The sequence below is a fragment of the Limnohabitans sp. YIMB22184 genome (genome assembly GCF_048020265.1).
Lineage (GTDB): Bacteria > Pseudomonadota > Gammaproteobacteria > Burkholderiales > Burkholderiaceae_C > Limnohabitans_A.
Genome location: NZ_CP171843.1, coordinates 1,597,391 through 1,619,933, shown reverse-complemented (window position 1 = coordinate 1,619,933; position 22,543 = coordinate 1,597,391). Strand labels below are relative to the sequence as shown.

General features: G+C 62.7%; 21 protein-coding genes and 4 riboswitches. Of the genes, 11 read left to right on the top strand and 10 right to left on the bottom strand.

All coding sequences use genetic code 11. The annotated features are described in order from the left end of the window. Nucleotides 1-79: 79 nt before the first annotated feature. A complete protein-coding gene (locus ACHEXL_RS07645; RefSeq protein ID WP_416558745.1) occupies nt 80-1,378 on the bottom strand; it encodes an O-acetylhomoserine aminocarboxypropyltransferase in 1,299 nt (432 codons plus the stop codon). A 116-nt stretch (nt 1,379-1,494) separates the two neighbouring features. On the opposite strand from ACHEXL_RS07645, the gene ACHEXL_RS07640 reads away from it, so the two are divergent. The 10 genes from ACHEXL_RS07640 (at nt 1,495) to ACHEXL_RS07595 (ending at nt 9,312) form a co-directional block, all read left to right on the top strand. Continuing rightward, nucleotides 1,495-1,962, top strand: a complete 468-nt coding sequence (locus ACHEXL_RS07640; RefSeq protein ID WP_416558744.1) for a CBS domain-containing protein — start codon at nt 1,495-1,497, stop codon at nt 1,960-1,962. Nucleotides 1,963-2,049: 87 nt separating this feature from the next. Further along, the gene (aroC, locus tag ACHEXL_RS07635) at nt 2,050-3,147 is read left to right on the top strand and encodes a chorismate synthase (protein WP_416558743.1); all 1,098 of its coding nucleotides are present in this window, start codon (nt 2,050-2,052) and stop codon (nt 3,145-3,147) included. A gap of 123 nt (nt 3,148-3,270) precedes the next feature. Then, a complete protein-coding gene (locus ACHEXL_RS07630; RefSeq protein ID WP_416558742.1) occupies nt 3,271-4,446 on the top strand; it encodes an MFS transporter in 1,176 nt (391 codons plus the stop codon). Between the two features lie 48 nt (nt 4,447-4,494). Further along, complete coding sequence (locus ACHEXL_RS07625; RefSeq protein WP_416558741.1) at nt 4,495-5,370, top strand: alpha/beta fold hydrolase; 876 nt, start codon at nt 4,495-4,497, stop codon at nt 5,368-5,370. Nucleotides 5,371-5,462: 92 nt separating this feature from the next. Beyond that, complete coding sequence (locus tag ACHEXL_RS07620) at nt 5,463-6,122, top strand: DsbA family oxidoreductase (RefSeq protein ID WP_416558740.1); 660 nt, start codon at nt 5,463-5,465, stop codon at nt 6,120-6,122. Nucleotides 6,123-6,197: 75 nt separating this feature from the next. Beyond that, nucleotides 6,198-6,770, top strand: coding sequence for a histidine phosphatase family protein (locus ACHEXL_RS07615; RefSeq protein ID WP_416558739.1), 573 nt, complete (start codon nt 6,198-6,200; stop codon nt 6,768-6,770). Further along, a complete protein-coding gene (locus tag ACHEXL_RS07610; protein WP_416558738.1) occupies nt 6,767-7,150 on the top strand; it encodes a thiol-disulfide oxidoreductase DCC family protein in 384 nt (127 codons plus the stop codon). Before ACHEXL_RS07615 ends, ACHEXL_RS07610 begins: the two co-directional genes overlap by 4 nt. After that, nucleotides 7,147-7,914, top strand: coding sequence for a formylglycine-generating enzyme family protein (locus ACHEXL_RS07605; RefSeq protein WP_416558737.1), 768 nt, complete (start codon nt 7,147-7,149; stop codon nt 7,912-7,914). The genes ACHEXL_RS07610 and ACHEXL_RS07605 overlap by 4 nt, the downstream gene beginning before the upstream one ends. Continuing rightward, a complete protein-coding gene (locus ACHEXL_RS07600) occupies nt 7,914-8,609 on the top strand; it encodes an SDR family NAD(P)-dependent oxidoreductase (protein ID WP_416561323.1) in 696 nt (231 codons plus the stop codon). Before ACHEXL_RS07605 ends, ACHEXL_RS07600 begins: the two co-directional genes overlap by 1 nt. Nucleotides 8,610-8,682: 73 nt before the next feature. Then, a complete protein-coding gene (locus ACHEXL_RS07595) occupies nt 8,683-9,312 on the top strand; it encodes a LysE family translocator (protein WP_416558736.1) in 630 nt (209 codons plus the stop codon). Nucleotides 9,313-9,464: 152 nt separating this feature from the next. Here ACHEXL_RS07595 and ACHEXL_RS07590 read toward each other — a convergent pair whose 3' ends face one another. Next, a complete protein-coding gene (locus tag ACHEXL_RS07590) occupies nt 9,465-11,390 on the bottom strand; it encodes a B12-binding domain-containing radical SAM protein (RefSeq protein WP_416558735.1) in 1,926 nt (641 codons plus the stop codon). 132 nt (nt 11,391-11,522) lie between these two features. On the opposite strand from ACHEXL_RS07590, the gene ACHEXL_RS07585 reads away from it, so the two are divergent. After that, nucleotides 11,523-12,683, top strand: coding sequence for a J domain-containing protein (locus tag ACHEXL_RS07585; protein WP_416558734.1), 1,161 nt, complete (start codon nt 11,523-11,525; stop codon nt 12,681-12,683). Here ACHEXL_RS07585 and ACHEXL_RS07580 read toward each other — a convergent pair. The 8 genes from ACHEXL_RS07580 to ACHEXL_RS07545 form a co-directional block, all read right to left on the bottom strand. After that, a complete protein-coding gene (locus ACHEXL_RS07580; RefSeq protein WP_416558733.1) occupies nt 12,631-13,146 on the bottom strand; it encodes a GNAT family N-acetyltransferase in 516 nt (171 codons plus the stop codon). The genes ACHEXL_RS07585 and ACHEXL_RS07580 overlap by 53 nt on opposite strands. A gap of 2 nt (nt 13,147-13,148) precedes the next feature. Then, nucleotides 13,149-14,408, bottom strand: coding sequence for a D-amino acid dehydrogenase (locus ACHEXL_RS07575; protein ID WP_416558732.1), 1,260 nt, complete (start codon nt 14,406-14,408; stop codon nt 13,149-13,151). Between the two features lie 60 nt (nt 14,409-14,468). Then, nucleotides 14,469-14,570, bottom strand: a riboswitch (glycine riboswitch). A 21-nt stretch (nt 14,571-14,591) separates the two neighbouring features. Further along, nucleotides 14,592-14,682: riboswitch (glycine riboswitch) on the bottom strand. A gap of 36 nt (nt 14,683-14,718) precedes the next feature. Further along, on the bottom strand, nt 14,719-17,631 hold the full coding sequence (gcvP, locus tag ACHEXL_RS07570; protein ID WP_416558731.1) for an aminomethyl-transferring glycine dehydrogenase: 2,913 nt from the start codon (nt 17,629-17,631) through the stop codon (nt 14,719-14,721). 123 nt (nt 17,632-17,754) lie between these two features. Beyond that, nucleotides 17,755-18,120, bottom strand: coding sequence for a glycine cleavage system protein GcvH (gene gcvH, locus ACHEXL_RS07565; protein ID WP_416558730.1), 366 nt, complete (start codon nt 18,118-18,120; stop codon nt 17,755-17,757). Between the two features lie 102 nt (nt 18,121-18,222). Continuing rightward, nucleotides 18,223-19,362, bottom strand: coding sequence for a glycine cleavage system aminomethyltransferase GcvT (gene gcvT / locus ACHEXL_RS07560; protein ID WP_416558729.1), 1,140 nt, complete (start codon nt 19,360-19,362; stop codon nt 18,223-18,225). Between the two features lie 42 nt (nt 19,363-19,404). Continuing rightward, a riboswitch (glycine riboswitch) is annotated at nt 19,405-19,537 on the bottom strand. Nucleotides 19,538-19,547: 10 nt separating this feature from the next. Continuing rightward, nucleotides 19,548-19,665: riboswitch (glycine riboswitch) on the bottom strand. Between the two features lie 9 nt (nt 19,666-19,674). Continuing rightward, entirely contained in the window at nt 19,675-20,952 is a 1,278-nt protein-coding gene (locus ACHEXL_RS07555) for a TRAP transporter large permease (RefSeq protein WP_416558728.1), read from the bottom strand. Continuing rightward, nucleotides 20,949-21,443: a TRAP transporter small permease gene (locus tag ACHEXL_RS07550; RefSeq protein ID WP_416558727.1), complete on the bottom strand. Its 495-nt coding sequence runs from the start codon at nt 21,441-21,443 to the stop codon at nt 20,949-20,951. The genes ACHEXL_RS07555 and ACHEXL_RS07550 overlap by 4 nt, the downstream gene beginning before the upstream one ends. Nucleotides 21,444-21,518: 75 nt before the next feature. Further along, complete coding sequence (locus ACHEXL_RS07545; RefSeq protein ID WP_416558726.1) at nt 21,519-22,490, bottom strand: TRAP transporter substrate-binding protein; 972 nt, start codon at nt 22,488-22,490, stop codon at nt 21,519-21,521. Nucleotides 22,491-22,543: the final 53 nt, after the last annotated feature.

The following is a 22,543-nucleotide window of genomic DNA, read 5'->3' as shown; positions in this document are numbered from 1 at the left end:
ATTCCCGCATGCGCGGGAATGACAGGAGTTGCGCGGAATGACAGTGGTGTGTGGAGGGCATGGGCAAGCTGCGCAAATTTCAAGCGGCTTTCTCGGCCGCTTTGAGGGCTTTCTTCAGGTCGTCGATCAGGTCGGCCGGGTCTTCCAGGCCGATCGACAGGCGGATGGTGCCCGGGCCGATGCCACCTGCGGCCAGGGCTTCGTCCGTCATGCGGAAGTGCGTGGTGCTGGCCGGGTGGATCACCAGGCTGCGGCAGTCGCCCACATTGGCCAGGTGGCTGAAAACCTTGAGGGTCTCGATGAACTTTTGGCCTTGGGCGCGGCTGCCCTTGATGTCGAAGCTGAACACCGAACCGGCTCCGCGTGGCAAGAGTTTTTGCGCCAGCGCATGTGAGGGATGGCTCTCCAGCAGGGGGTGGCCCACTCGGCTGACCAAGGGGTGTGCCGCCAAAAACTCGACCACTTTGGCCGTGTTCTCCATGTGCCGGGCCATGCGCAGCGGCAGGGTCTCGATGCCTTGCAAAATCAGCCACGCGGTGTGCGGGCTCATGCAGGCACCAAAGTCGCGCAGGCCCTCGCGCCGGGCGCGCAGCAAGAAAGCTCCCACGGTGCTCTCTTCACTGAAGACCATGTTGTGAAAGCCTTCATAGGCCTGGCTCAATTCGGCAAACTTGCCCGATTTGTCCCAGTCAAAGCTGCCTCCATCGACCACCACGCCGCCCACCACCGTGCCGTGGCCCGACAGAAACTTGGTGGCCGAGTGGTAGACCAGATCGGCCCCGTGGTCAAAGGGCTTGATGAGCCAGGGCGAGGTGAGGGTGGAGTCCACCAGCAGCGGCACGCCCGCTTCGTGCGCGATGGCGCTGACGGCCTCGATGTCCAGCACGTCCATGCCGGGGTTGCCCACGGTTTCGCCAAAAAAGAGTTTGGTGTCGGGCTGCACAGCGGCCCGCCAGGCGTCCAGATCGCCGGGTTTGACAAAAGTGGTTCGGATGCCAAAGCGGCTCAGGGTGTAGTGCAGCAGGTTGTGTGAGCCGCCGTACAAAGCGCTCGACGCCACGATGTGCGAGCCTGCGCCCATCAGCGTGGCAATGGCCAGGTGCAGCGCGGCCTGGCCGCTCGATGTGGTGATGGCGCCAATCCCGCCCTCTAAAGCCGAGATGCGCTGCTCCAGCACCGCGTTGGTCGGGTTGCTGATGCGGCTGTAGACATGGCCTGGGCGCTCGAGGTTGAAGAGGGCGGCGGCTTGGTCGCTGGACTCAAAAACAAAGGACGTAGTCAGGTGGATGGGCACGGCCCGTGCACCTGTGCTCGGGTCGGGTGCGGCGCCTGCGTGCAGGGCCAAAGTGTCAAAACCGGGATCGCTGTAACCAGCCATGGCTTCTCTCCGAAAAAAAGAAAACGTTTGACCCGCTTGGGGGCTGTTGTTCAACGTTCATTGTGGGCTATATTGATACCCAATCAGAACCCCATTCGACCCCAAGGAGACACACCATGCAAGTCAGCGACATCCTCCGCGTCAAGGGCGGCACCTTGTTCACCGTGCAGCCTGATGAGCCCTTGTCTCGTGCCATGACCGACATGGCCGAAAAAGACATCGGCTCCCTGGTGGTGATGGCCCAGGGTCAGTTGGTGGGCATGCTCACTTTCCGCGAGGTGATTCAGCAGATCGTCAAAAACGGCGGGCACGTCGGCAGTACTGTGGTGCGCGAAGCCATGGAGTCCAAGCCGCTGACCTGCGCAGGCAGCACCGACATCGATGAGGTGCGTCGCATGATGCTGGAGCACCATGCCCGCTACATGCCGGTGATGGACGGGACCATGTTGATGGGGGTCATCAGTTTTTACGATGTGGCCAAGGCCGTGGTGGACAGCCAGAACTTCGAAAACAAGATGCTCAAAGCCTACATCCGCGATTGGCCAGAAGGCACAGCACCCGAGGCCGAAGACGTCAGACTCTGATTTTCCACCTGCCGCTGCGCTCGCTGATTCGGCTGCAGGGGCAACCCCTCGCACAAAAGTCGCTGCTCGCTCTGGGATAATGGCCACATGAGCGGCAATACCTTCGGACAACTCTTTTCGGTCACCAACTTTGGTGAATCCCACGGCCCGGCCATTGGCTGCGTGATCGACGGCTGCCCCCCCGGCATGCCCCTGAGCGAGGCCGATATCCAGCCCGATCTGGACCGCCGCCGCCCCGGCACCAGCAAGTTCGTCACCCAGCGCAACGAGCCCGATGCGGTACAAATCCTCTCAGGGGTTTACCAGGGTAAAACCACTGGCACCCCGATCTGCCTGCTGATCCAGAACACCGACCAGCGCAGCAAGGACTATGGCGACATTCTCCAAACCTTCCGCCCCGGCCATGCCGACTACACCTATTGGCGCAAATACGGCCTGCGCGACCCGCGTGGCGGTGGCCGTTCGTCGGCCCGCTTGACGGCCCCCATGGTGGCGGCAGGTGCCGTGGCCAAAAAGTGGCTCAAAGAAAAATTTGGCACCACTTTTGTCGGCTGCATGACCCAGATTGGCGACGTGCCGATTGGCTTTGAGAGCTGGGACCACGTGCCGAACAACCCGTTTTTCGCCCCAGTCGCCGATGTGTCGGCGCTCGAGGATTACATGAACGCGCTGCGCAAGTCGGGCGATTCGTGCGGTGCCCGCTTGCGCGTGGTCGCGCGGGGTGTGCCTGTGGGCCTGGGTCAGCCGCTGTTTGACAAGATCGACGCCGACATCGCTTACGCCATGATGGGCATCAACGCGGTCAAGGGTGTGGAGATTGGCGCGGGCTTTGGCTGCGTCACGCAAAAGGGCAGCACCGCAGGCGACGCGCTCACGCAGGCTGGTTTTGTGGGCAACAACGCGGGCGGGGTGCTCGGCGGCATCAGCACGGGGCAAGACATTGAGGTGTCGATTGCCGTGAAACCCACCAGCTCGATTTTGATTGCGCGCGACTCGATTGATTCAGCAGGCCAGCCCACCGAGGTCATCACCAAAGGCCGCCATGACCCGTGCGTGGGCATCCGCGCCACGCCGATCGCCGAGGCCATGCTGGCGCTGGTGGTCATGGAGCACGCCCTGCAGCACCGTGCCCAATGCGGGGATGTCGAACACGATTTGCCCCCGATCCCAGCGGGCAAGCCCTGATGCCTTGGCATGAGGGTGCGTGCCCCTTTGTGGGAGCGAGCCCCTGCTCGCGAATGGTTGAGATGCCGCGGTATGCACAGATTCGGCCGCAGGGGCAGCCTCCCACTGGGCATTGGAGCTTCCATGTCTGAGCGCCGTCAGCTCCTGCCTTTTGCCGCGTTGTCGGCCAGTTATTTCGCCCACATCGGGTTTTTCAACCCCTATTTGCCGTTGTGGCTGCAAGACATGGGGCTGAGCCTCTTGACCATCAGTGTGCTCACCGCCGTGCAGGCCACCACCCGATTGTTTGCGCCCTATGCCTGGGGGGCTTTGAGTGACCGCACGGGCGAGCGCGTGAAGCTGCTGCGCATTGGCGCAGGTGTGGCTTTTGCGGCCGCTTGTCTGTTGTTTCTGGATTGGGGACCGGTGGGGCTGGGCTTGGTCTTGTTGCTCATGTTCACCCACACCAGTTCCATGATGCCCATGAGCGAAGCGGCCATGGCGCACCTCGTGAGCCAAGGCGGTGCTTTTGACACCAAGCGTTACGGGCGGGTTCGCCTGTGGGGCTCCATGGGTTTTCTGGTCACGGTCTTTGCGGCAGGCGCCTGGTTCGAGGCCTTTGGCATGCAGCATTTCCCGGGCTGGACCGTGTTCAGTCTGGCCGCTGTGTTGTTGAGTGTGTGGTGGCTGCCGGACCTCAAGGAGGCCAGCCACCATTCGGCTGTGCATGAGCCCGTGTGGCCCGTGTTGCGGCAAAAGTCGGTGCAGTGGTTTCTGGCTTCCACTTTTTTTCATGTGCTGTCACACATCGGCATTTATGTGTTTTTCTCGCTCTACCTCGATTCGCTGGGGTACAGCAAAACCATGATCGGCGTGCTGTGGGCTGTCTCGGTGGCGGTGGAAATCGTGTGGTTTTTTTCCCAGTCGCGCTGGTTGCCGCGCATGCCGTTGACGGCTTGGCTGGTGGTGTGTTCGGCGGTCATGGCCTTGCGCATGGTTTTCACGGCCTCGTGGGCCGATGTGCTCTGGGTGTTGCTCTTGGCGCAAGCCCTGCACGCGGTGACCTTTGCGACCCACCACACGGTGTGCATCGCCCTGATTTCTCACCATTTCCCCGGGCGTTTGCGGGGCCGAGGGCAGGCCCTTTACACCGTCGTAGCCTATGGCTTTCCCGGGGTGATTGGGGCCTTGCTGGGCGGAGTCATCAGCGAGCGCTGGGGCTTGCAAAGCGTGTTCGTGGTCAGTGCCCTGACCAGCGTGGTGGCCACGGCTGCGGCCTACAGGGTCTGGCGTTTGCAGCATCCACCAGCGTCCCGGTGACGTGTTGCCCGGTGATGGCCTGCCCCTGATGTGAGCATGAAGGAGATCATGAGCGCTGCTGTTTTGCCCGATTTTTTGACGCGCGATTTGAGCCAGGCCTTGGCCGATGCCCAGCGCCTGGAAACGCATTGGCAAGGTGCCCGCATGGTGTGGCACGGCTGGGGGGCGGTCCATCGGCCTTCGGTGGTTTTGTTGCATGGCGGCAGCGGCAGCTGGACGCACTGGGTGCACAACATCGCCCCCCTGCGCGATGCAGGCTGGCGCGTGCTGGTGCCCGATTTGCCCGGCTTTGGCGACTCCGATTTGCCCCCCGGCTGCACCGATGTGGATTCTTTGCCGGCGCATTTGCACGCAGGTTTGCAGCAATTGCAGCAATCGGGTCAGTGCTCAGATGCAGTCAGTGTGGTGGGCTTTTCTTTTGGGGGCATGGCCGGGGCTTTGTGGCTGGCCGAACATCCGCAAGACGCCCAGCGCCTGGTGCTGGTGGGTGCTCCCGGCATGGGGCTGACGGTGCCCGAGCGCATCCCGCTCAAGGGCTGGCGGCATTTGCCCACCCCCGAGGCGCAGGCGCAAGTGCACCGCCACAACCTGATGGCGCTCATGCTGCAGAACCCGAACAGCCTGGACGACTTGGCCCTCAGCCTGCACGCAGCCAACGTGGCGCGTGACCGCATGGCGCGCAGGCGCTTGTCTTCCACCGACATCCTGGCCCGAACGCTGCCGCGCCTGCAGGTGCACCTCAGCGCTGTCTATGGCGAACACGACGCTTTGTACCGAGGGCGTTTGTCCGAGCTGCAGCGGGCCATGCAAGCGGCGGCCGTTTGCTGGGGGCAGTGGCACACCTTGCCCGGCGCCGGGCATTGGGTGCAATACGAAGCAGCGACAAGTTTTAACCAGGCCTTGCTGGAGATTTTGAGGGCTTGATCTGCCGCCCTTGTCGGCGCTGGGCTTTTGTGCGAGGTCAGCGGCGGGCATCTGCTGTCCGGTGGACAATGAAGCCTTGCTGAAAGTCCTCCATGACCACCACATTGAAAATCGATTTTGTTTCCGACATTGCCTGCCCATGGTGCGCCGTGGGCTTGGGCGCTTTGGAAAAAGCCCTGGAGCGCCTGGACGGCCAGGTGCAGGCCGACTTGCATTTCCAGCCCTTTGAGCTGAACCCGCACATGCCCCCCGGCGGGCAGGACCTGGGCGAACACCTGACCGAAAAATATGGCTCTACCCCCGAGCAGCAGGCGCAGATTCGCCAGACCATTGCAGCCCGTGGGGCCGAGGTGGGTTTCGAGTTTCATCCCGGTGGTCGCGGGCGGGTTTACAACACCTTCAACGCGCACCGCCTGCTGCACTGGGCCGAGGGCCAAGGCGCGGGAGCGCAACACGCCCTGAAGAAAGCCTTTTTGCAGGCCTACCAGGGCCGGGCCGAGTGCATGGAAGACCCAGAGGTTTTGCTCGCGGGCGTGGCCGAAGCGGGACTGGATGTGGCCGCCGCACGTGAGGTGCTTAGCAGCGACGCGCACACCGCCGAGGTGCGCGAGCGCCAGCAGTTCTACACGCAGGCGGGCATCCGCTCGGTGCCTGCGGTCATCATCAACGACAAGCATCTGATCTCGGGCGGTCAGCCGGTCGAGGTGTTCGAGCAGGCGCTGCGCCGCATCGCCTCGGGCGAAGTGGCTTGAGCCATGCGCCTAGACCCGCTTTCAGCTGATTTTTCTGACCCCTCCACGGCTCGGCTCAGCCTGAATCGGCGGGCCTTGCTGACCCGTTCGGCCGCAGGTCTGCTGCCACTGTATGGGCTGGGTGGTCCGGCGATGGCACAAACCGAACGCCGTGCATCGAAGGCCGAACTGTTGGCCGCATGGCGCAAGAGCGGCGGTGTGCTGCTCATCCGCCACGCCGCCACCGAATCAGGCATCGGCGATCCGCCGGGTTTTGTGATCGGTCAGTGCCGCACGCAGCGCAACCTGAGCGAGGCGGGGCGTCAAGCTTCGCGGGCCTTGGGGGCGTGGTTGCAAGCGCAGAACTTCAAGCCCGACGCGGTGCGCAGCAGCCAGTGGTGCCGCTGCCAGGACACGGCGCGCTTGGCTTTCGGTATTTATGAGGACTGGCCCGCGCTCAACAGCACCTTTGCCGGGCAGGGTGACCCGGCCGCTCAGCAACAGGCTTTGCGTGAGCGCTTGCAAGCACTGCCTGCCGGGCGCACCGAGGTCTGGGTCACGCACCAGGTCATCATGACCGGCTTGACCGGGGCCTACCCGGGGCTGGGCGAAGGTTTTGTGGTGGACCGCCAGGGCAGCTTGTTGGCCCGTGGAGACCTGGCCGCATGAGCACGCTGCACCGCCTGACGGTTTACTTTGACGGCTCTTGCCCCTTGTGCCGCCGCGAAATCGCCATTTACCGCCGCCTGCCTCAGGCGGCGAGCGTGGATTGGGTGGACGTGAGCACCGGGGCCGACTTGGGCACGCTCAGTTGTGCGCAGGCCATGGCGCGTTTCCATGTGCGAGACGCGCAGGGCCGCTTGTTCAGCGGTGCGGCGGCGTTTTCGCAGATGTGGCGGTTGTTTCCGGGCTGGCGTTGGTTGGGCTGGTTGTCGGCCTGGCCACCGATGTCGTGGGTGTTCGAGGGGGCTTACCGTTTGTTTTTGCCGCTGCGCCCGCGCCTGCAACAGTGGGTGCGGCGCTGGGTGGGCGAGGAGAAAGTGTCATGAAGCTGCGGGGTGTTTCTGTTGTGCTGCTGGCCAGCTTGGCCACGCTGGGCGGGCCTGTGGCGCAAGCCCAAACGGGTCAAGCCTTGACTGAAAGAGTGCCTGACAAAGTGGTTTTGGGCGACTGGGCCATTGACCGCACCGAAGTCACCATCGGTCAGTTTGAGCGCTATGTGCGGGCCACCGGCACCGTGACCCGGGCCGAAAAAGAGGGCGGTGGTTTTGAATACGGCGCAGGTTGGGAGCGCCGCCCCGGCTGGTCCTGGCGCAGGCCCGATGGCGTGCCCACGAGCCCGGAAATGCCCGCCGTGCACCTGGACTTTGCCGAGGCGGAGGCTTATTGCCGCTGGGCCGGGGGGCGCTTGCCCACCGGGGCCGAATGGCAAAAGGCGGGATTCACCGAGCTGCGCGACGCGCCGCCTGCGCCCTGGGTCATGGGCCGCACCTACCCTTGGACCACGGGCGACAGCCCGCAAGGCGCCAACACCAGCGACACCGACCCCTGGCCCAGAGCCGCGCCTGCCGGCGCCACGCGCCAGGGCGTGAACGGCCTGTACGACATGGGCGCCAATGTGTGGGAGTGGACCACCGATGCCCGAGGCCAAGAACGACGCACGGTGGGTGGCTCTTGGTGGTATGGCGCGTTCAACATGAAAGGCGATGTGCAGGCCTTCAAACCGGCTGATTTTTACGCGGTCTACATCGGCTTTCGCTGTGCCTATGATCTCCCGCCGAAAAATCCAAACCCGGGCAAGATACCGTCATGATGCATTCCCTGCCGGAGGGCTACCGCGCCCTGGTGATCGGCGCGAGCGGCGCCATTGGCAGCGCCCTGCAACAGCAGCTGCAAGGCGATCCGCGCTGCGCCTTGGCGCTGGGCGTGTCACGCCAAAGCACGCCGGGGCTGGATTTACTCAGCGAAGCCAGCATCGCCAACTGTGCGAAAGCGGTGGCTGCGCAAGGGCCGTTCCATCTGGTGCTGGACGCCACGGGTGCACTCACCGTGAACGGGCGCGGCCCTGAAAAACGGCTGGACGAGCTGGATGCTGCGCATTTGCTGGCCACGCTGCAACTCAATGCGGTGGGGCCAGGTCTGTTGCTCAAACACTTTGTGCCTTTACTGGCACCGGGGCAGCGCGTCATCTGGGGCAAGTTGTCCGCGCGTGTTGGCAGCATCGAAGACAACCGCAAAGGCGGCTGGTACGGTTACCGCGCCGCCAAGGCCGCGCTCAACATGCTGCTGCAGACGGCTGCCATCGAAGTGGCTCGCCGCAGGCCGATGGCGGTGGTGGTGGCCTTGCAGCCGGGCACGGTGCAGTCGGCCCTGAGCCAGCCTTTTGTGGGCGACGATGCCCTGCGCCCCGATGAGGCGGCGCGGCGTTTGCTGGTCGCACTGGACGCCTTGCAACCCGCTGGGCGTGCACAGTTTGTGGACCACCAGGGGCAAAACATTCCCTGGTGACTGGCTCAGGCGCTGAGACGGGCCTGCGGCCTGGTGGACAATCCGTGCAGACCTTAAAAAACCAGGGATGTGTATGGGTGTGCAGGCGTGGTGGCTCTTTGTCGTGATGACCTTTGTGGTGTCGGCCACGCCGGGGCCCAATATGTTGCTGGTGATGAGCCACGGTGCGCGATTTGGCTTGCGAGCGGCTGTCATGACGATGGCAGGTTGCATGACCGCCCTGCTGTGCATGATGAGCATTTCGGCGGTAGGCTTGGGCGCTTTGCTGCACGCCTTCCCAACGGTGTTCGATGTGCTGCGTTATCTGGGTGCGGCCTATTTGGCGTATCTGGGCTACAAACTGTGGGTGGCGGATTTCTCCGGTCCAGCCGCTGAGGTTGTCAGTGCTCAGCCGTCGCCCGAGCGCAGCGACGCTTCTTTTTATCGCCAAGGCTTGGCGGTGGCGGCCAGCAACCCCAAAGCGATTGTGTTTTCAGCGGCGTTCTTCCCGCAATTCATCCAGCCTGAGTGGCCTGCGCTGACCCAGTTTGTCATTTTGCTGACCACGTTCACCGTGATCGAGGTCAGCTGGTACCTGGTCTACGCCATCAGCGGCCACAAACTCTCGCGATACCTTCAGCAAGCCCACGTGCTGAAAAATTTCAACCGCGTCACTGGGGGTGTGTTCGTGGGCTTTGCCGCCTTGATGGCAGCCAGCCGATGAGCGTGTCGGTGCGCTGGCTGACGCTGCCCGGGTTTACCCCCGTCAACTGTGCGCCAAGCTGTGGATAAGTGCATGAACAAGCCCTGAGACCCGCATGCCTGTTGGTTTGGTGGGCCGTGCTCAATATTTCAGCAATGTTTGAGGGGCCAGCATCAGCCCAATGCCCGGGCTATCTTGTGGCGCGGCACCGTCGGTTTCGGGCATTGGCCTTTGGGAAGCTCAAACCACTGGCGCACATCGGCGTCTACCCCCACGCCGTGCATGAAGTTGTAGATGGCTTTTTTGAGGCCCTGGCCCAGCAGGTCGTGGTCTACGCCGGGTGGCATGGGCGTCGGGTCGACAAAACCCACATCGTTTTTGGCGAACGTGCCTTCGGGCAGGGGCAAGAGTTGCACGCCATAAGCCTCGGGGTTTTGGCCCACGGGTGAATGCACCGTGCACACAAAGCGGTGGAAAAAACCGCTGTGGATGCAGCCGTTTTCAAACAACTGGCGCACGTATTCGAGCGCGTCCACCGTGTCCTGCACGGTTTGTGTTGGAAAGCCGTACATCAGGTAGGCGTGCACCAGCACGCCCGCATCGGCAAAACCTTTGGTGACCTGCGCCACCTGCTCGACCGAGACGCCTTTTTTCATGAGATTGAGCAAACGGTCGGATGCGACTTCGAGGCCACCCGACATGGCGATGCAGCCGCTTTGGGCCAGCAAGTCGCACAGCTCGGGGGTGAAGGTTTTCTCAAAGCGGATGTTGCCCCACCAGGAGATTTGAACGCCCCGGCGCAGCAGTTCTTCGGCCAAGGCTTTCAGGGCTTTGGGTGGCGCGGCTTCGTCCACAAAGTGAAAGCCGGTCTGGCCCGTCTCGGCTACGATCTGCTCGATGCGGTCCACCAGGGTGCTGGCCTGCGCGGTCTCGTAGCGGCTGATGTAGTCCAGGCTCACGTCGCAAAAGCTGCATTTCTTCCAGTAGCAGCCGTGCGCCACGGTGAGTTTGTTCCAGCGGCCGTCGCTCCACAGCCGGTTCATCGGGTTGAGCATGTCGAGCAGCGACAAATACTGGTGCAGCGGCAAACCGTCCCAGGTGGGCGTGCCCACCTCTTCAAAAGGGATGTCGGGCTCAGCCAAGTTGATGTACTGCACCTGGCCTGCGTCGTTGCGCACAAAGGTGCGTTGCAGGCGCTGCAGGCTGCGCTGTCCTTGCAGGTGCTCGATCAGGCTGAGTAGCGGGCGCTCGCCGCCGTCCAGCGTGACGAAATCCACATGGTCAAACACGCGGGCGTCTTTCAGTTCACGCAGCTCGGTGTTCACAAAGCCGCCGCCCAAGCCAATGCGGATGTGCGGGTGCGAGCGCTTGATGCATTGGGCGATGCGAAAGGCCGCATAGACCGAGCCGGGGAAGGGCACGGACAGCAGCACCAGTTGCGGCTGGTGGCGTTCAATGGCTTGCAAGGCCAGGCGCTCCAGCGTGGTGTCGATCAGGTTGGGGGGCTCTGCCAAGGCCTCGGCCAGTGCGTCAAAGCTGGGCTGGCTGGCGGCCAGGCGCTCGGCGTAGCGCACAAATTCAAAGCCTTCGTCCACGGCGTCGCGTAGCACATCGGCCAAATCGTTCAGGTACAGCGTGGCCAGGTGCCGGGCGCGGTCGGTCTGGCCCAAAGCGCCAAAAGCCCAGCCAATCGGGTCGCCCGTGCCATCGTCGTCGTAGGCGTCCAGCGCCGCAAAGCGCGGGCCTTCGGGCAAAAAGCCCCGGCCAGCGATGCGGTGGCTGAGCGTGCTGTCGCGGCCTTGCAAAAACGCGATGACCGGGTCGATGCTGACGGCGTAATCGTTGAAATGGTCGAGGAAAAAATTCACCGGACCTGAGCGCTCTTCAACGGGCAAGGCCAGCGCCACGTTGCGCAAATTGGTCAGCCCCTTTTTGTTCAGCAATGCCAGCACGGTGGCCAGGGCCAAGTCCTCTTGCACCGCATCAAAGCCACGCGAACGCAAAAAACCCGTCAGGTAGGCCGTGGACGGGTAGGGCGTGTTCAGCTGCGTCATCGGCGGGATGAGGCTGAGCACTTTGAACGGGGTGGGGCTGGGCATCAGGCAGGTGCTTGTCGAATCGGTGGGGGGATTATCGACTGGCCAAGCCCCTTCCTGCATTCGGCCGCAGGGGCGGCCTCCCACGGGGGGTTAACATCCAGCAGCCCATCGGTCTTCGCTCCACTCTTTTCAATGATCTCCCCGCCCGAAGCGCCCCAAGACGCTGCCGTCTCCCTATCTGCCTTAATGGTCCAGCCCGGCGACCAAGCCCCGCTCACGCCCGCCCAGCAGCGCTTCAATGCCTTGCTGGCCCGCATCGAGCAGCTCTCCGGCCAGATTGAGCGCCTGCAGGCTTGGTCGGACCGGCACCGTTACGCGCACATTCAGGCCTTGCGCGAGTCGGTGCAGCTGGCGCAGGCCCACCGCAAAAGCCTGCTGCTCTTTGTGCATGAGCGCCTGCAAACGGCCGACTTCACCGAGCGCCAGCAACGCATGGCCCGAGGACTGGTGCGAGGCTTGATCGACCAATTGGCCGCCAGCGCCGACCCTCAAGTGCAGGCACTGGCCGACTTGTATGTGAGCGATGAGGACACTCAGGAAGCGGCCCAAGAGCAGGCCGAGGCGGCGCAGCGCCTGCGCGAGCGCATCGAAGAAGCGCTGGGCCAGCCGATTGAAAATCCCAGCCAATACCAGACACCCGAAGAGATGATGCAAGCGGGCATGCGCCAGTGGCAACGCCAGCAAGAGGCCGACGAGCAGCGCAAGGCGGCCAAGCGTGCGGCCAAAAAAGCACACAAACAAGCCCAAAAGAAAAGTGCTGCGGCTGAAAAAGGCGAGGCGCCGCCTGCAGTGCTGCGCGAGGCCGATGCCAAAAGCGCCATCCGCACAGTGTTCCGACAACTGGCCAGCGCCTTGCATCCGGACCGCGAGCCCGACGAACAAGAGCGCCTGCGCAAAACCGCGTTGATGAGCGAGGTCAATGCCGCTTATGAAAAAAATGAGCTGAGCACCTTGCTGCGCCTGCAAATGCAGGTGACGCAGGTCAATCCGCAAAACGCCACCCGCATGGCCGATGCCCAGCTGATCGCCATGGCTTCGCTGTTGAAGGAACAGGTCGCCGCGTTGGAGGACGATTTGGACCAGTTGCAAAGCCGTTTGAGCCAAGAGCTGTGCGTGCCGGTGGGTGCCGATGTGGACGAGGCGGCGATGACGCAAGCCCTGCAGCGCATCCAGGCCGACCAGCGCCACAGCGCCGATAGCCTGGCGGCCGATTTGCGCCGCATTCAGAACGAGGCTGAACTCAAGCGTTGGCTGAAGGAGCAGTGGCAGCTGGCGAAAGCCACTTCTGCATGAAGCTGGCCTGACCCGCAGCGGGGTCCAGCGCATAGGGCTCAAAACCAAAACCCAGGTAACTCTTCAAAGCCCGCGCATTGCCCGTCAGCACCTCCAGAGTGAGCTTGCAGCAGCCACGCGCCCGCGCATGTTGCTCGGCAGCGGCCAGCAAAGCCTGGCCGACCCCTGCACCCCGGTGCCCGGGCAGCACGGCGATGTCGTGGATGTTCATCAGGGGCTGTGCTTTGAAGGTTGAATAACCCTCGATGCAATTGACCAGGCCCACAGGCGCATCGTCCAGCCAGGCGATGAAGCTGGCCGCATCGCTGCGTGCGGCCAGGTCATCGCACAAGCGATCTTTCACATCCTGCGCCAGTCCTTCGCCCCCGCCCATGGGGTCTTGGGCGTAGGCGTTCAGCAGCATCACCAGCGCGTTGCGGTGGGCTGGGTTTTGGTAATCGACGGGCAGGATGTGAAGCGGCATGGTCAGGCGGTGGCGGGGGTCATGAAAGAGCGCACATTGTCCTTCATGGCCGCCATCACATGCCCTGCCAGCTGGTGCGCCGTGATGGCGCTGAGGGTCCAGCCCAGGTGGCCGTGGCCGGTGTTGTAGAACACGTTGGCCTTTTTGCCTGCGCCCACGCGCGGGAGCATGTTGGGCATCATGGGGCGCAGACCGGCCCAAGGCTCGACGCGGCGGGTGTCCACGCCAGGGAAGCATTCGTTGACCCAGTTGACCAGCGGCTTGATGCGGTCGGCGCGGATGTCCAGGTCGATGCCGTTGAACTCGGCCGTGCCCGCGACGCGGAAGCGGTCTGCGCCCAGGCGGCTGGTCACCAGCTTGGTCTCGTCATCGAGCAGACTGACTTGCGGCGCAGCGGCCTGGCTGGCGGCATCGTTCAGGCCCACGGTGATCGAGTAGCCTTTGACAGGGTAAATGTTCAGACGGTCGCCCAATTGGGCGGCCAAGCGGCGGCCGTGCACGCCTGCGCAAATGACGATGCCGTCAAAGCTCAGGGTTTCGGTTTGGCCCGCGTGCTGCACTTGCACGGTGGCGGTTTGGCCGTTCGAGGCCACATTCAGCACCTGGTGCTCGGTCAGGATCTTCACGCCCAGGCGCTCGCAGGCTTTGGCCAGGCCAAAAGTGAATTTGTGGATGTCACCTGTCGAGTCGCTCTCGGTGAAGTAGCCGCCGTAGTACTGGCCTTGCAGGGTCGGCTCGATGGTTTTCATTTCGTCGGGGGTGACGGCGCGGCGGGGCAGGCCGCCTTGGGCCAGCAGCTTGGAGACTTCGCCCGCGTGGTCAAAGCCTTTTTTGTCGCGGTAAATGTGCAGGATGCCTTCGCGCTTGTGGTCGAAGTCGATGCCCTCGGCCTTGGCCCAGGCAAAGTGGTGCTCGCGCGACTCGATCGCCAGCTTGGCCGTGGCGATGGTGTTGTCTTTATATTTGGGAATGGCGGCCACGAACTCGGCCATCCAGCTGAGCTTGTGCCAGGTGGGGGCGGGGTTCATCAAAAGCGGCGCATCGCTTTTCAGCATCCACTTGAGGCCTTTGATGATCGTGGACGGGTGGGTCCAGACTTCGGCGTTGGAGGCCGATAATTGCCCGCCATTGGCGTAGGAGGTTTCCATGCCGGGGTAGCGGTTTTTCTCGATCAGGGTGACCTGGATGCCTTGCTGGGCCAGGGCGTAGGCGCTGGTGACGCCGGTGATGCCGCCGCCAATGATCACGATGTGCTTGTTCATGGAACTTCTCTCTGAAACGTCTCAAACGGATGAGCACGCTGCGCACCGGATGTGCGCGGCATGACCCCCTCTGTTTGAAACCTGAGAGATTCACCTCGTATGAGGCTTGCTCCTGCGGTGGACCCGGGTGACGAACCCGGGTCGCTCTTCAGAGTGTGTGGCCCTTCATCCGTGGATGGGAGCCTGCCTGCATCGGTCCTTTTGCCTGAGAGTTTCCGGGGCGGTTGCTCCTTCGGCGCTGTCTGCGGTTGACAGTCTCTCCCGATGCGGGATTTTGATTTTGAGTGGTGGGTCTTCCTGGGTGTGTGGATCAGGCGTAGTCGCTCACCGGGATGCAGCTGCAAAACAGGTTGCGGTCACCGTAGACGTTGTCGACCCGGCCCACCTGGGGCCAGTACTTCACGCTGCCGGGCACGCGCTGGGCCTGGGCGGCGCCGACTTCGCGGCTGTAGGGGCGGGGCCATTCGCTGGACATCACGCTGTCCGCCGTGTGCGGCGCGTTTTTCAGCGGGTTGTTGTCCTGTGGCCAGGTGCCGTTTTCCACCTGACGGATCTCTTCGCGGATGGCGATCATCGCGTCGATGAAGCGGTCGATCTCCTCCAGCGTCTCGCTCTCGGTAGGCTCGACCATCAGGGTGTTGGCCACCGGGAAGCTCAGCGTGGGCGCGTGGAAGCCGTAGTCCATCAGGCGCTTGGCCACGTCCTCGGCCATCACGCCGCAAGTGTCCTTGAAGTGGCGCAGGTCCAGGATGCACTCGTGGGCCACATGGCCGTTGTCACTGGCATACAGCGTCGGGTAGTGCGGGGCCAGACGCTTGCTGATGTAGTTGGCCGCCAAAATCGCCGACTCGGTGGCGTGCTTCAGGCCTTCGGCGCCCATCATGCGGCAGTACATCCAGCTGATGGGCAGCACGGCGGCATTGCCCAGCGGCGCGGCCGACACAGCACCCACGCCATTGACCGGTACACCGCCTGTGGCGTGACCCGGCAGATAGGGCACCAGGTCTTCGACCACGCACACAGGGCCAACGCCGGGGCCGCCACCGCCGTGCGGGATGCAGAAGGTCTTGTGCAGGTTCAGGTGGCTCACGTCACCGCCAAACTCGCCGGGCGCGGCCACGCCCACCAGGGCGTTCATGTTGGCGCCGTCCACATACACGCGCCCGCCGTGCTGGTGCACCAGCTCACAGAGCTGCTTGACCTGCGTCTCGAACACGCCGTGTGTGCTGGGGTAGGTGATCATGACGGCGGCCAGGTTGGCGCTGTGCTGCTCGCACTTGGCCTTCAGGTCGTCCATGTCCACGTTGCCGTTGTCGTCACACTTGGTGACCACCACGGTCATGCCGACCATCTGGGCGCTGGCAGGGTTGGTGCCGTGGGCACTCGACGGGATCAGGCAGATGTGGCGGTGGCCCTGGCCCTGGGCGCGATGGTAGGCCTGGATGACCAAGAGCCCCGCGTATTCGCCTTGCGATCCCGCATTGGGCTGCAGGCTGATGCCTTTGTAGCCGGTGGCCTGGCACAGCCAGTCGCGCAGCTGCTGGTCCAGCTGGGCATAGCCTTTCAATTGCCCGGCAGGGGCAAAGGGGTGCACGCCCGCAAACTCGGGCCAGGTGATGGGGATCATCTCGCTGGTGGCGTTGAGCTTCATGGTGCAGCTGCCCAGCGGGATCATGCTGCGGTCGAGCGCCAGGTCTTTGTCGGACAGCTGGCGGATGTAGCGCAGCATGCCGGTCTCGGAGTGGTAGCGGTTGAAGACCGGGTGCGTCAGGAAGGCGCTGGTGCGGCGCAGCGACTCGGGGATCAGCGGAGCGATGCCTTTTTCGAACTGCTCGAAAGACGGCAGCTTCTGGCCGCCTTGGACAAACAGGCTCCAGAGCGTGGCGATGTCTTCGCGGGTGGTGGTTTCGTCGAGCGTGATGCCCACAAAGCCCGCACGGCCACCGGTGTAGCGGCGCAGGTTGATCTCCAGGGCCACAGCCCTGGCGTGCAGGGCATCCGCCGCTGCGGCGCTGCCGCAGTCCACGGTCAGCGTGTCAAAGGCCGTGCCGTGCAGCAGCGAGGCACCCAGCGATTTCAGGCCCTCGGCCAGCAAGGCGGTGTAGCTGGCGATGCGCTGGGCAATGCGCTTGAGGCCTTCGGGCCCGTGGTAGACCGCGTACATGCTGGCGATCACGGCCGGCAGCACCTGCGCGGTGCAGATGTTCGATGTCGCTTTTTCGCGGCGGATGTGCTGCTCGCGGGTCTGCAGGGCCAGCCGGTAGGCCGGTTGGCCATGCGCGTCCACGCTCACGCCCACCAGACGGCCGGGCATGGAGCGTTTGTACTCGTCGCGGCAGGCCATATAGGCGGCGTGCGGACCGCCTGCGCCCATGGGCATGCCAAAGCGTTGGGTGGTGCCCACCACGATGTCGGCCCCCATTTCGCCCGGCGACTTGAGCAGCAGCAGCGCCATCAGGTCGGCGGCCAGAATGAAGGCGGCTTGCTTGCTGTGGATCAGGTCGGCGCTGAGCTGCCAGTCGGCAAGCCAGCCGCTGCTGCCGGGGTACTGGTTCAGCGCGGCAAAGTAATCGTCTTGTGCAATGGCTGCTTGCCATTCGTCGCCCGAGCGCACGAGCTTGACGGTGATGCCCAGTGGCGCGGCGCGGGTCTGGATGACTTCGATGGTTTGCGGGTGGCAGTCGCCACTCACGATGAACACGTTGCCCTTGGCCTTGACCGAGCGCTTGGCCAGCGTCATGGCTTCGGCCGCTGCGGTGGCTTCGTCGAGCATGGAGGCGTTGGCGATTGGCATGCCGGTCAGGTCGCAGACCATGGTCTGGAAGTTGACCAGCGCTTCCATCCGGCCCTGCGAAATCTCGGCCTGGTAGGGCGTGTAGGCGGTGTACCAGGCGGGGTTTTCCAGGATGTTGCGCAGGATCACGCCGGGCGTGTGGGTGCCGTGGTAGCCCTGGCCGATGAAACTCTTGAACAACTGGTTTTGCTGCGCCATGGCTTTGAGTTCGGCCAGCGCGGCGGCCTCGGTCACCGGGGCGGGCAGCTGCATGGCCTGGGCGCGGGCGATGCTGCGCGGCACGATGGACTCGATCAGGGCGCGGCGCGAAGCCTCGCCGATCACGCCCAGCATGTGCTGCTCGTCAGCGTCGCTGATGCCGATGTGGCGGGCGATGAATTCGGACGGATTTTCGAGTTCGCCCAAGGGCTTGAGGGTGGACATCAGCATGGCAGTACCAGTGGGGTTGAAAAAATGGATCGCTTCGTGCCTCGCGATGACGCGCAAGACGATGAACTTGACGCAGTCATGGCGAGCGCAGCGCGGCCATCCAGGTTGGCAAAACTGGGGCTTTTACGAGGCAGAGAACTTGTTGTAAGCCGTCTCGTCCAGTAGGGCGTCGGCCTGTGCCGGGTTGGACAGCTTGACCTTGAAAAACCAGCCTTTGCCCAGGGGGTCGGTGTTGGCCAGCGAGGGGTCGCCGCGCAGTTCTTCGTTCACCTCGGTGATCTCGCCGTCCACGGGCATGTAAACGTCGGCAGCGGCCTTGACCGACTCGACCACGCCTGCGACCTCTTTGGCGGCAAAGGACTTGCCGACTTCTGGCAGGTCCACAAACACCACATCGCCCAGCGCGTCTTGTGCGTGGTGGGTGATGCCGACGACGGCGGTGTCACCGTCAATTTGCAACCATTCGTGGTCTTCGGTGTACTTGATCATGTGGGAGCTCCTTGTGTGTTGGGGTATTCAATCGGGGTCAGATCCCAATTATTCGGCTTGGATGGGTGTGTGGATTTAATTGGGATCTGACCCCGATTTAGTTCAACCGCGGTGATAGCGGTTGGGTACGAAGGGCAGGGCGCTGACGGTCATGGGCACGGCTTTGCCGCGCACCATGGCGTTCAGGCGTGTGCCTGCTGGCGCATATTCTGCCTGCACATAGGCCAGCGCCACAGGCTGATCGGCCGTGGGGGCGAGCAGGCCGCTGGTGACTTCGCCCACTTTCTGGCCGGCGTCGTTGTGCAGTTCCACATGCTCGCGCACCGGCACGCGCTCCAGGGCCACCAGGCCCACGCGCAAGCGTTGCGCCGGGCTTGTGCCGTCGAGCTGTGCGAGGATTTTGGCGGCACCGGGGAAGCCGCCTTCACGCGCGCCACCTGTGCGGCGCACCTTTTGCATGGCCCAGTTCAGACCCGCTTCGACCGGGGTGGTGGTGGTGTCGATGTCGTTGCCGTACAGGCACAGCCCGGCTTCCAGGCGCAGCGAGTTGCGGGCCCCCAGACCGATCGGCTTGACTTCGGGCTGGGCCAGCAGGGCACGGGCAAAGGCATCGGCCGCGTGAGCGGGCAGGGAGATTTCAAAACCGTCTTCGCCGGTGTAGCCGCTGCGGGTCACGTACAGATCGGCGCTGTTCCATGTGGCAGGCATGCCGGTCATGAACACCAATTTTTCAACGCCGGGCAACAGGCGCTGCAAGGCGGTCACGGCCTGTGGGCCTTGCAGGGCCAGCAAGGCGCGGTCAAATTGCGGCGTGATGGTGCAGCGGCTGCCGATGCGCTCTTGGATGTGGGCCAGATCGCCGTGTTTGCAAGCCCCGTTAACGATCACAAAAATATCGCCGCCGTTGGCCACATCGCGGTTCACGAACATCAGGTCGTCGATGATGCCGCCCTCGTCATTGAGCAGCAGGCCGTAGCGCTGTTTGTTCACGCCCAGACCGATCACGTCCACCGGCATCAGGCTTTCGAAGGCAGCAGCGGCATCGGGCCCGCTCAGGCACAACTGGCCCATGTGCGAGACATCGAAAAGGCCGGCGGCGTTGCGGGTGTGGTGGTGCTCGGCCACTAAGCCTGCGGGGTATTGCACCGGCATGCTGTAGCCCGCAAAAGGCACCATGCGAGCGCCCAGCTCGATGTGCAGGGCATTCAAAGGGGTGGTGAGCAAGTCGGCAGCAGCGGTCACAGGAACTCCAAGGGCAATGAACAACCTCAGCATATGCTGTGGCTTGCCCTCGCTGTCCGCTTTACCTGAGAGATTCGCCGGGACCATTCGGCCTGAAAGCCGGACGTTCTGCGGTTTGCTCCTTCGGTGGATGCCGTGGCCCGATGGCCCGGCACCTCTCTCCAGTGAGGTAACGCCTTGAAAAAAGCGTTTTGTCAGTCCTTTTGCCTGAGCGTTCAGCAGTTTTTTAAACCGCCTGCGCCTTCGGCGGCCTGACTTGTTTCACGAGGGAAGCCAAGTCAGGCGCTCTCCTGACAGGGATGGATTCTAGCTTTATTTGGCGTACACCAGATCCCGCAAGGTCAGCGACAAGGCAGGTACATAGCTCACCACCATCAGGCAAACCAGGATCACCAGCACGAAGGGGATCAAATCTTTGATCATCCGATCGAGCGAGATGCGCGCCACCGTACAGGCCGCGAACAGGTTCACGCCGAAAGGCGGTGTGATCATGCCCAGCGCCAGATTGACCACCATGATCAGGCCAAAGTGAACCGGGTCGATGCCAAAGTGCATGGCCACAGGGGCGAGAATGGGCGCCAGCACGATGATGGCCGCGCTGGTTTCAATGAACATGCCAATGAAAAACAAGGCCACGTTCACGCCCAGCAGGAAGTAGGCGGGCGACTTGAGCACGTCTTCCAGCCAGTGACCAATCGCTTCAGGCACCCCAGCGCGCGTGATCAGGAAGGCGAACAAACCCGCGTTGGCGATGATGAACATGATCACCGCGCTGGACAACACCGATTTGCGCATGATCACAGCCAGGTCTTTCAGCTTGATCTCGCGGTAAATGACCGTGCCGACGATCAGCGCGTAGAACACCGCCACGGCAGACGCTTCGGTGGGGGTGAACACCCCGCCGTAGATGCCGCCCAAAATGATGACGGGCATCATGAGCGCCCAACCGGCTTGCCATGATGCTTTGCCAAAACTCAGGCGTCCGTCGCCATCGTTTTTGCCCCAGCCTTTGTATTTGCAATACACCCAGACCCAGAACATCAAGGCTGCGCCAATGAACAGACCCGGACCAAAACCGGCAATGAACAGCTCGCCAATGGACACTTCGGCACTCACGCCGTAAAGGATCATGGGGATCGAGGGCGGGATGATCACGCCCAGTTCGGCCGATGTGGCCTGCAAGGAGGCTGCATAGGTGGTGGGGTAGCCGTGCTTGATGAGCGCTGGAATCAGAATGGTGCCGATGGCGAAGGTGGTGGCAACCGATGAGCCCGACACCGCCGCAAAAATCATGCAGGTCAGCACGCAGGTCATGGGCAAGCCGCCTTGCACGCCGCCCACGATGCTCTTGGCGAACTCCACCAGGCGACGGGAGATGCCGCCGGTTTCCATGATGTTGCCCGCCAGAATGAAGAAGGGGATCGCGGCCAGCGGGAATTTGTTGATCGAATTGAACATCTCCTTGACGGAGATGAGCATGTTGGCGTTGCCGATCTGGATGCCGACGATGGCCGACAAACCGATGGACACGGCCACCGAGATGGTGAGTGCAAAGCACAGCACCATGGTGCAAAGCATGACGACGCTCATTGTGCGGTCTCCAGTTCCAGACGCTGGGGATCCAGCCAATTGCCAATGATGCTGATGACGCTGAAAGCCGCGCCGACGGGCAGCGCCATGTACGCCCAGAACATGGACACGTCTTCAAGCCCGATCATGGACTGGACCTTACCCCGGTTGGCGTAGTCCCAGCCCCACCAAATGATGACGCACACCAAAGTCAGCGCAGCCAATGCCACCACAGTGTCGAGAAATTTCTTCATGCGCGGGCCGCTCCAGCGGTAGAGCACGTCCACACTGACCATGGCGCCTTGCCGAAAGGCCATGGGGATGCCCATGAACACCATCCAGATGAGGCTGAAGCGGATGATGACCTCGGTCCATTCAATGGGGGTTTCCAGCACGAAACGGGTGAAAATTTGCAGCATGCCCAGGCAAGCTGCGACAGCCAGCATCAAACAGGCCACGAGCATGGAAAAAGCGGTGGTCCACTTTTCCACGCTCAGATAGAGCGAACGCATAAAACTTCCTTCTCGACAGAATCAAAAAACGCCCGCCAATCCGGGATTGGTCGGGCGTTTTGAACAAGCGCTAAATCACTTGAAGTTGCGGATGCGGTCCAGGTTGGCTTTGCCGAACTGTTTTTCAAATTCGGCCATGGCCGGACCCATGGTGGCCACGAACTTGGACTTGTCCACGTTTTCAATGATGGTCATGCCCTTCTTGCGCAACTCGGCCACGCCATTGGCATCGTCCTTGTCGACGCGGGCACGGTTGGCCTTCACAGCTTCTTTGGCGGCATCCAGGAAGATTTGCTTGTCAGCGGCGCTGAGCTTGTCAAAACTGCCCTTGTTCATCAGGATCACCACAGGCGAGTAGACGTGGCCAGTCAATGTCAGGTGTTTTTGCACCTGGTCAAAGTTGGCCGCCATGATCACGGACAGGGGGTTTTCCTGGCCGTCCACGGTGCCTTGCTGCAAGGCGGTGAACACTTCGGGGAAAGCCATGGGCGTGGTCACAATGCCAAGGCTCTTGTAAGCCGCGACGTGCACTGGGTTTTCCATGGTGCGCATTTTCAGGCCCTTCAGGTCACCGGGCTCGTTGACGGCGCGCTTGCTGTTGGTCATGTGACGCACGCCGTTTTCACCCCAGGCCAAAGCCTTGAAGCCTTTGGACTCGAATTTGGTCAGCAGTTCCTGGCCAATGGGGCCGTCGAGCACGGCGCGTGCATGCCCTTTGTCACGGAACAAGAAAGGCACGTCCAAAATGCGGGCCTCAGGCACGAAGTTGGGGACGGGACCGGTGGATGTGGTGGCCAATTCCTGGGTGCCCAACTGGACCGACTCGATCGACTCGCGCTCACCGCCCAAAGAACCCGAGTAGAAGTTCTGGATCTTGATGCGGCCGTTGGTGCGCTTTTCCACTTCTCGGGCCAGCGTATCGATGGCCTCGCCTTGGTGGGAGTTTTGGGCGACCGAAATGCTGTTGCGCATGACGATTTGTGAAGAAGCCGTGGTTATGACGCCGATGGCCAAACTCAGGCCCAACATCAATTTGCTCAATTTCATGGGAGAACTCCTCGTGGATCAATGGACGACAACAGGTTGCGGATCAACTTGTC

What these genes read in the sequence shown, in the direction of transcription:
- ACHEXL_RS07645 (WP_416558745.1), bottom strand. Translation starts at nt 1,378, where the DNA reads ATGGCTGGTTACAGCGATCCCGGTTTTGACACTTTGGCCCTGCACGCA.
- ACHEXL_RS07640 (WP_416558744.1), top strand. Translation starts at nt 1,495, where the DNA reads ATGCAAGTCAGCGACATCCTCCGCGTCAAGGGCGGCACCTTGTTCACC.
- aroC (WP_416558743.1), top strand. Translation starts at nt 2,050, where the DNA reads ATGAGCGGCAATACCTTCGGACAACTCTTTTCGGTCACCAACTTTGGT.
- ACHEXL_RS07630 (WP_416558742.1), top strand. Translation starts at nt 3,271, where the DNA reads ATGTCTGAGCGCCGTCAGCTCCTGCCTTTTGCCGCGTTGTCGGCCAGT.
- ACHEXL_RS07625 (WP_416558741.1), top strand. Translation starts at nt 4,495, where the DNA reads ATGAGCGCTGCTGTTTTGCCCGATTTTTTGACGCGCGATTTGAGCCAG.
- ACHEXL_RS07620 (WP_416558740.1), top strand. Translation starts at nt 5,463, where the DNA reads ATGACCACCACATTGAAAATCGATTTTGTTTCCGACATTGCCTGCCCA.
- ACHEXL_RS07610 (WP_416558738.1), top strand. Translation starts at nt 6,767, where the DNA reads ATGAGCACGCTGCACCGCCTGACGGTTTACTTTGACGGCTCTTGCCCC.
- ACHEXL_RS07605 (WP_416558737.1), top strand. Translation starts at nt 7,147, where the DNA reads ATGAAGCTGCGGGGTGTTTCTGTTGTGCTGCTGGCCAGCTTGGCCACG.
- ACHEXL_RS07600 (WP_416561323.1), top strand. Translation starts at nt 7,914, where the DNA reads ATGCATTCCCTGCCGGAGGGCTACCGCGCCCTGGTGATCGGCGCGAGC.
- ACHEXL_RS07595 (WP_416558736.1), top strand. Translation starts at nt 8,683, where the DNA reads ATGGGTGTGCAGGCGTGGTGGCTCTTTGTCGTGATGACCTTTGTGGTG.
- ACHEXL_RS07590 (WP_416558735.1), bottom strand. Translation starts at nt 11,390, where the DNA reads ATGCCCAGCCCCACCCCGTTCAAAGTGCTCAGCCTCATCCCGCCGATG.
- ACHEXL_RS07585 (WP_416558734.1), top strand. Translation starts at nt 11,523, where the DNA reads ATGATCTCCCCGCCCGAAGCGCCCCAAGACGCTGCCGTCTCCCTATCT.
- ACHEXL_RS07580 (WP_416558733.1), bottom strand. Translation starts at nt 13,146, where the DNA reads ATGCCGCTTCACATCCTGCCCGTCGATTACCAAAACCCAGCCCACCGC.
- ACHEXL_RS07575 (WP_416558732.1), bottom strand. Translation starts at nt 14,408, where the DNA reads ATGAACAAGCACATCGTGATCATTGGCGGCGGCATCACCGGCGTCACC.
- gcvP (WP_416558731.1), bottom strand. Translation starts at nt 17,631, where the DNA reads ATGCTGATGTCCACCCTCAAGCCCTTGGGCGAACTCGAAAATCCGTCC.
- gcvH (WP_416558730.1), bottom strand. Translation starts at nt 18,120, where the DNA reads ATGATCAAGTACACCGAAGACCACGAATGGTTGCAAATTGACGGTGAC.
- ACHEXL_RS07555 (WP_416558728.1), bottom strand. Translation starts at nt 20,952, where the DNA reads ATGAGCGTCGTCATGCTTTGCACCATGGTGCTGTGCTTTGCACTCACC.
- ACHEXL_RS07550 (WP_416558727.1), bottom strand. Translation starts at nt 21,443, where the DNA reads ATGCGTTCGCTCTATCTGAGCGTGGAAAAGTGGACCACCGCTTTTTCC.
- ACHEXL_RS07545 (WP_416558726.1), bottom strand. Translation starts at nt 22,490, where the DNA reads ATGAAATTGAGCAAATTGATGTTGGGCCTGAGTTTGGCCATCGGCGTC.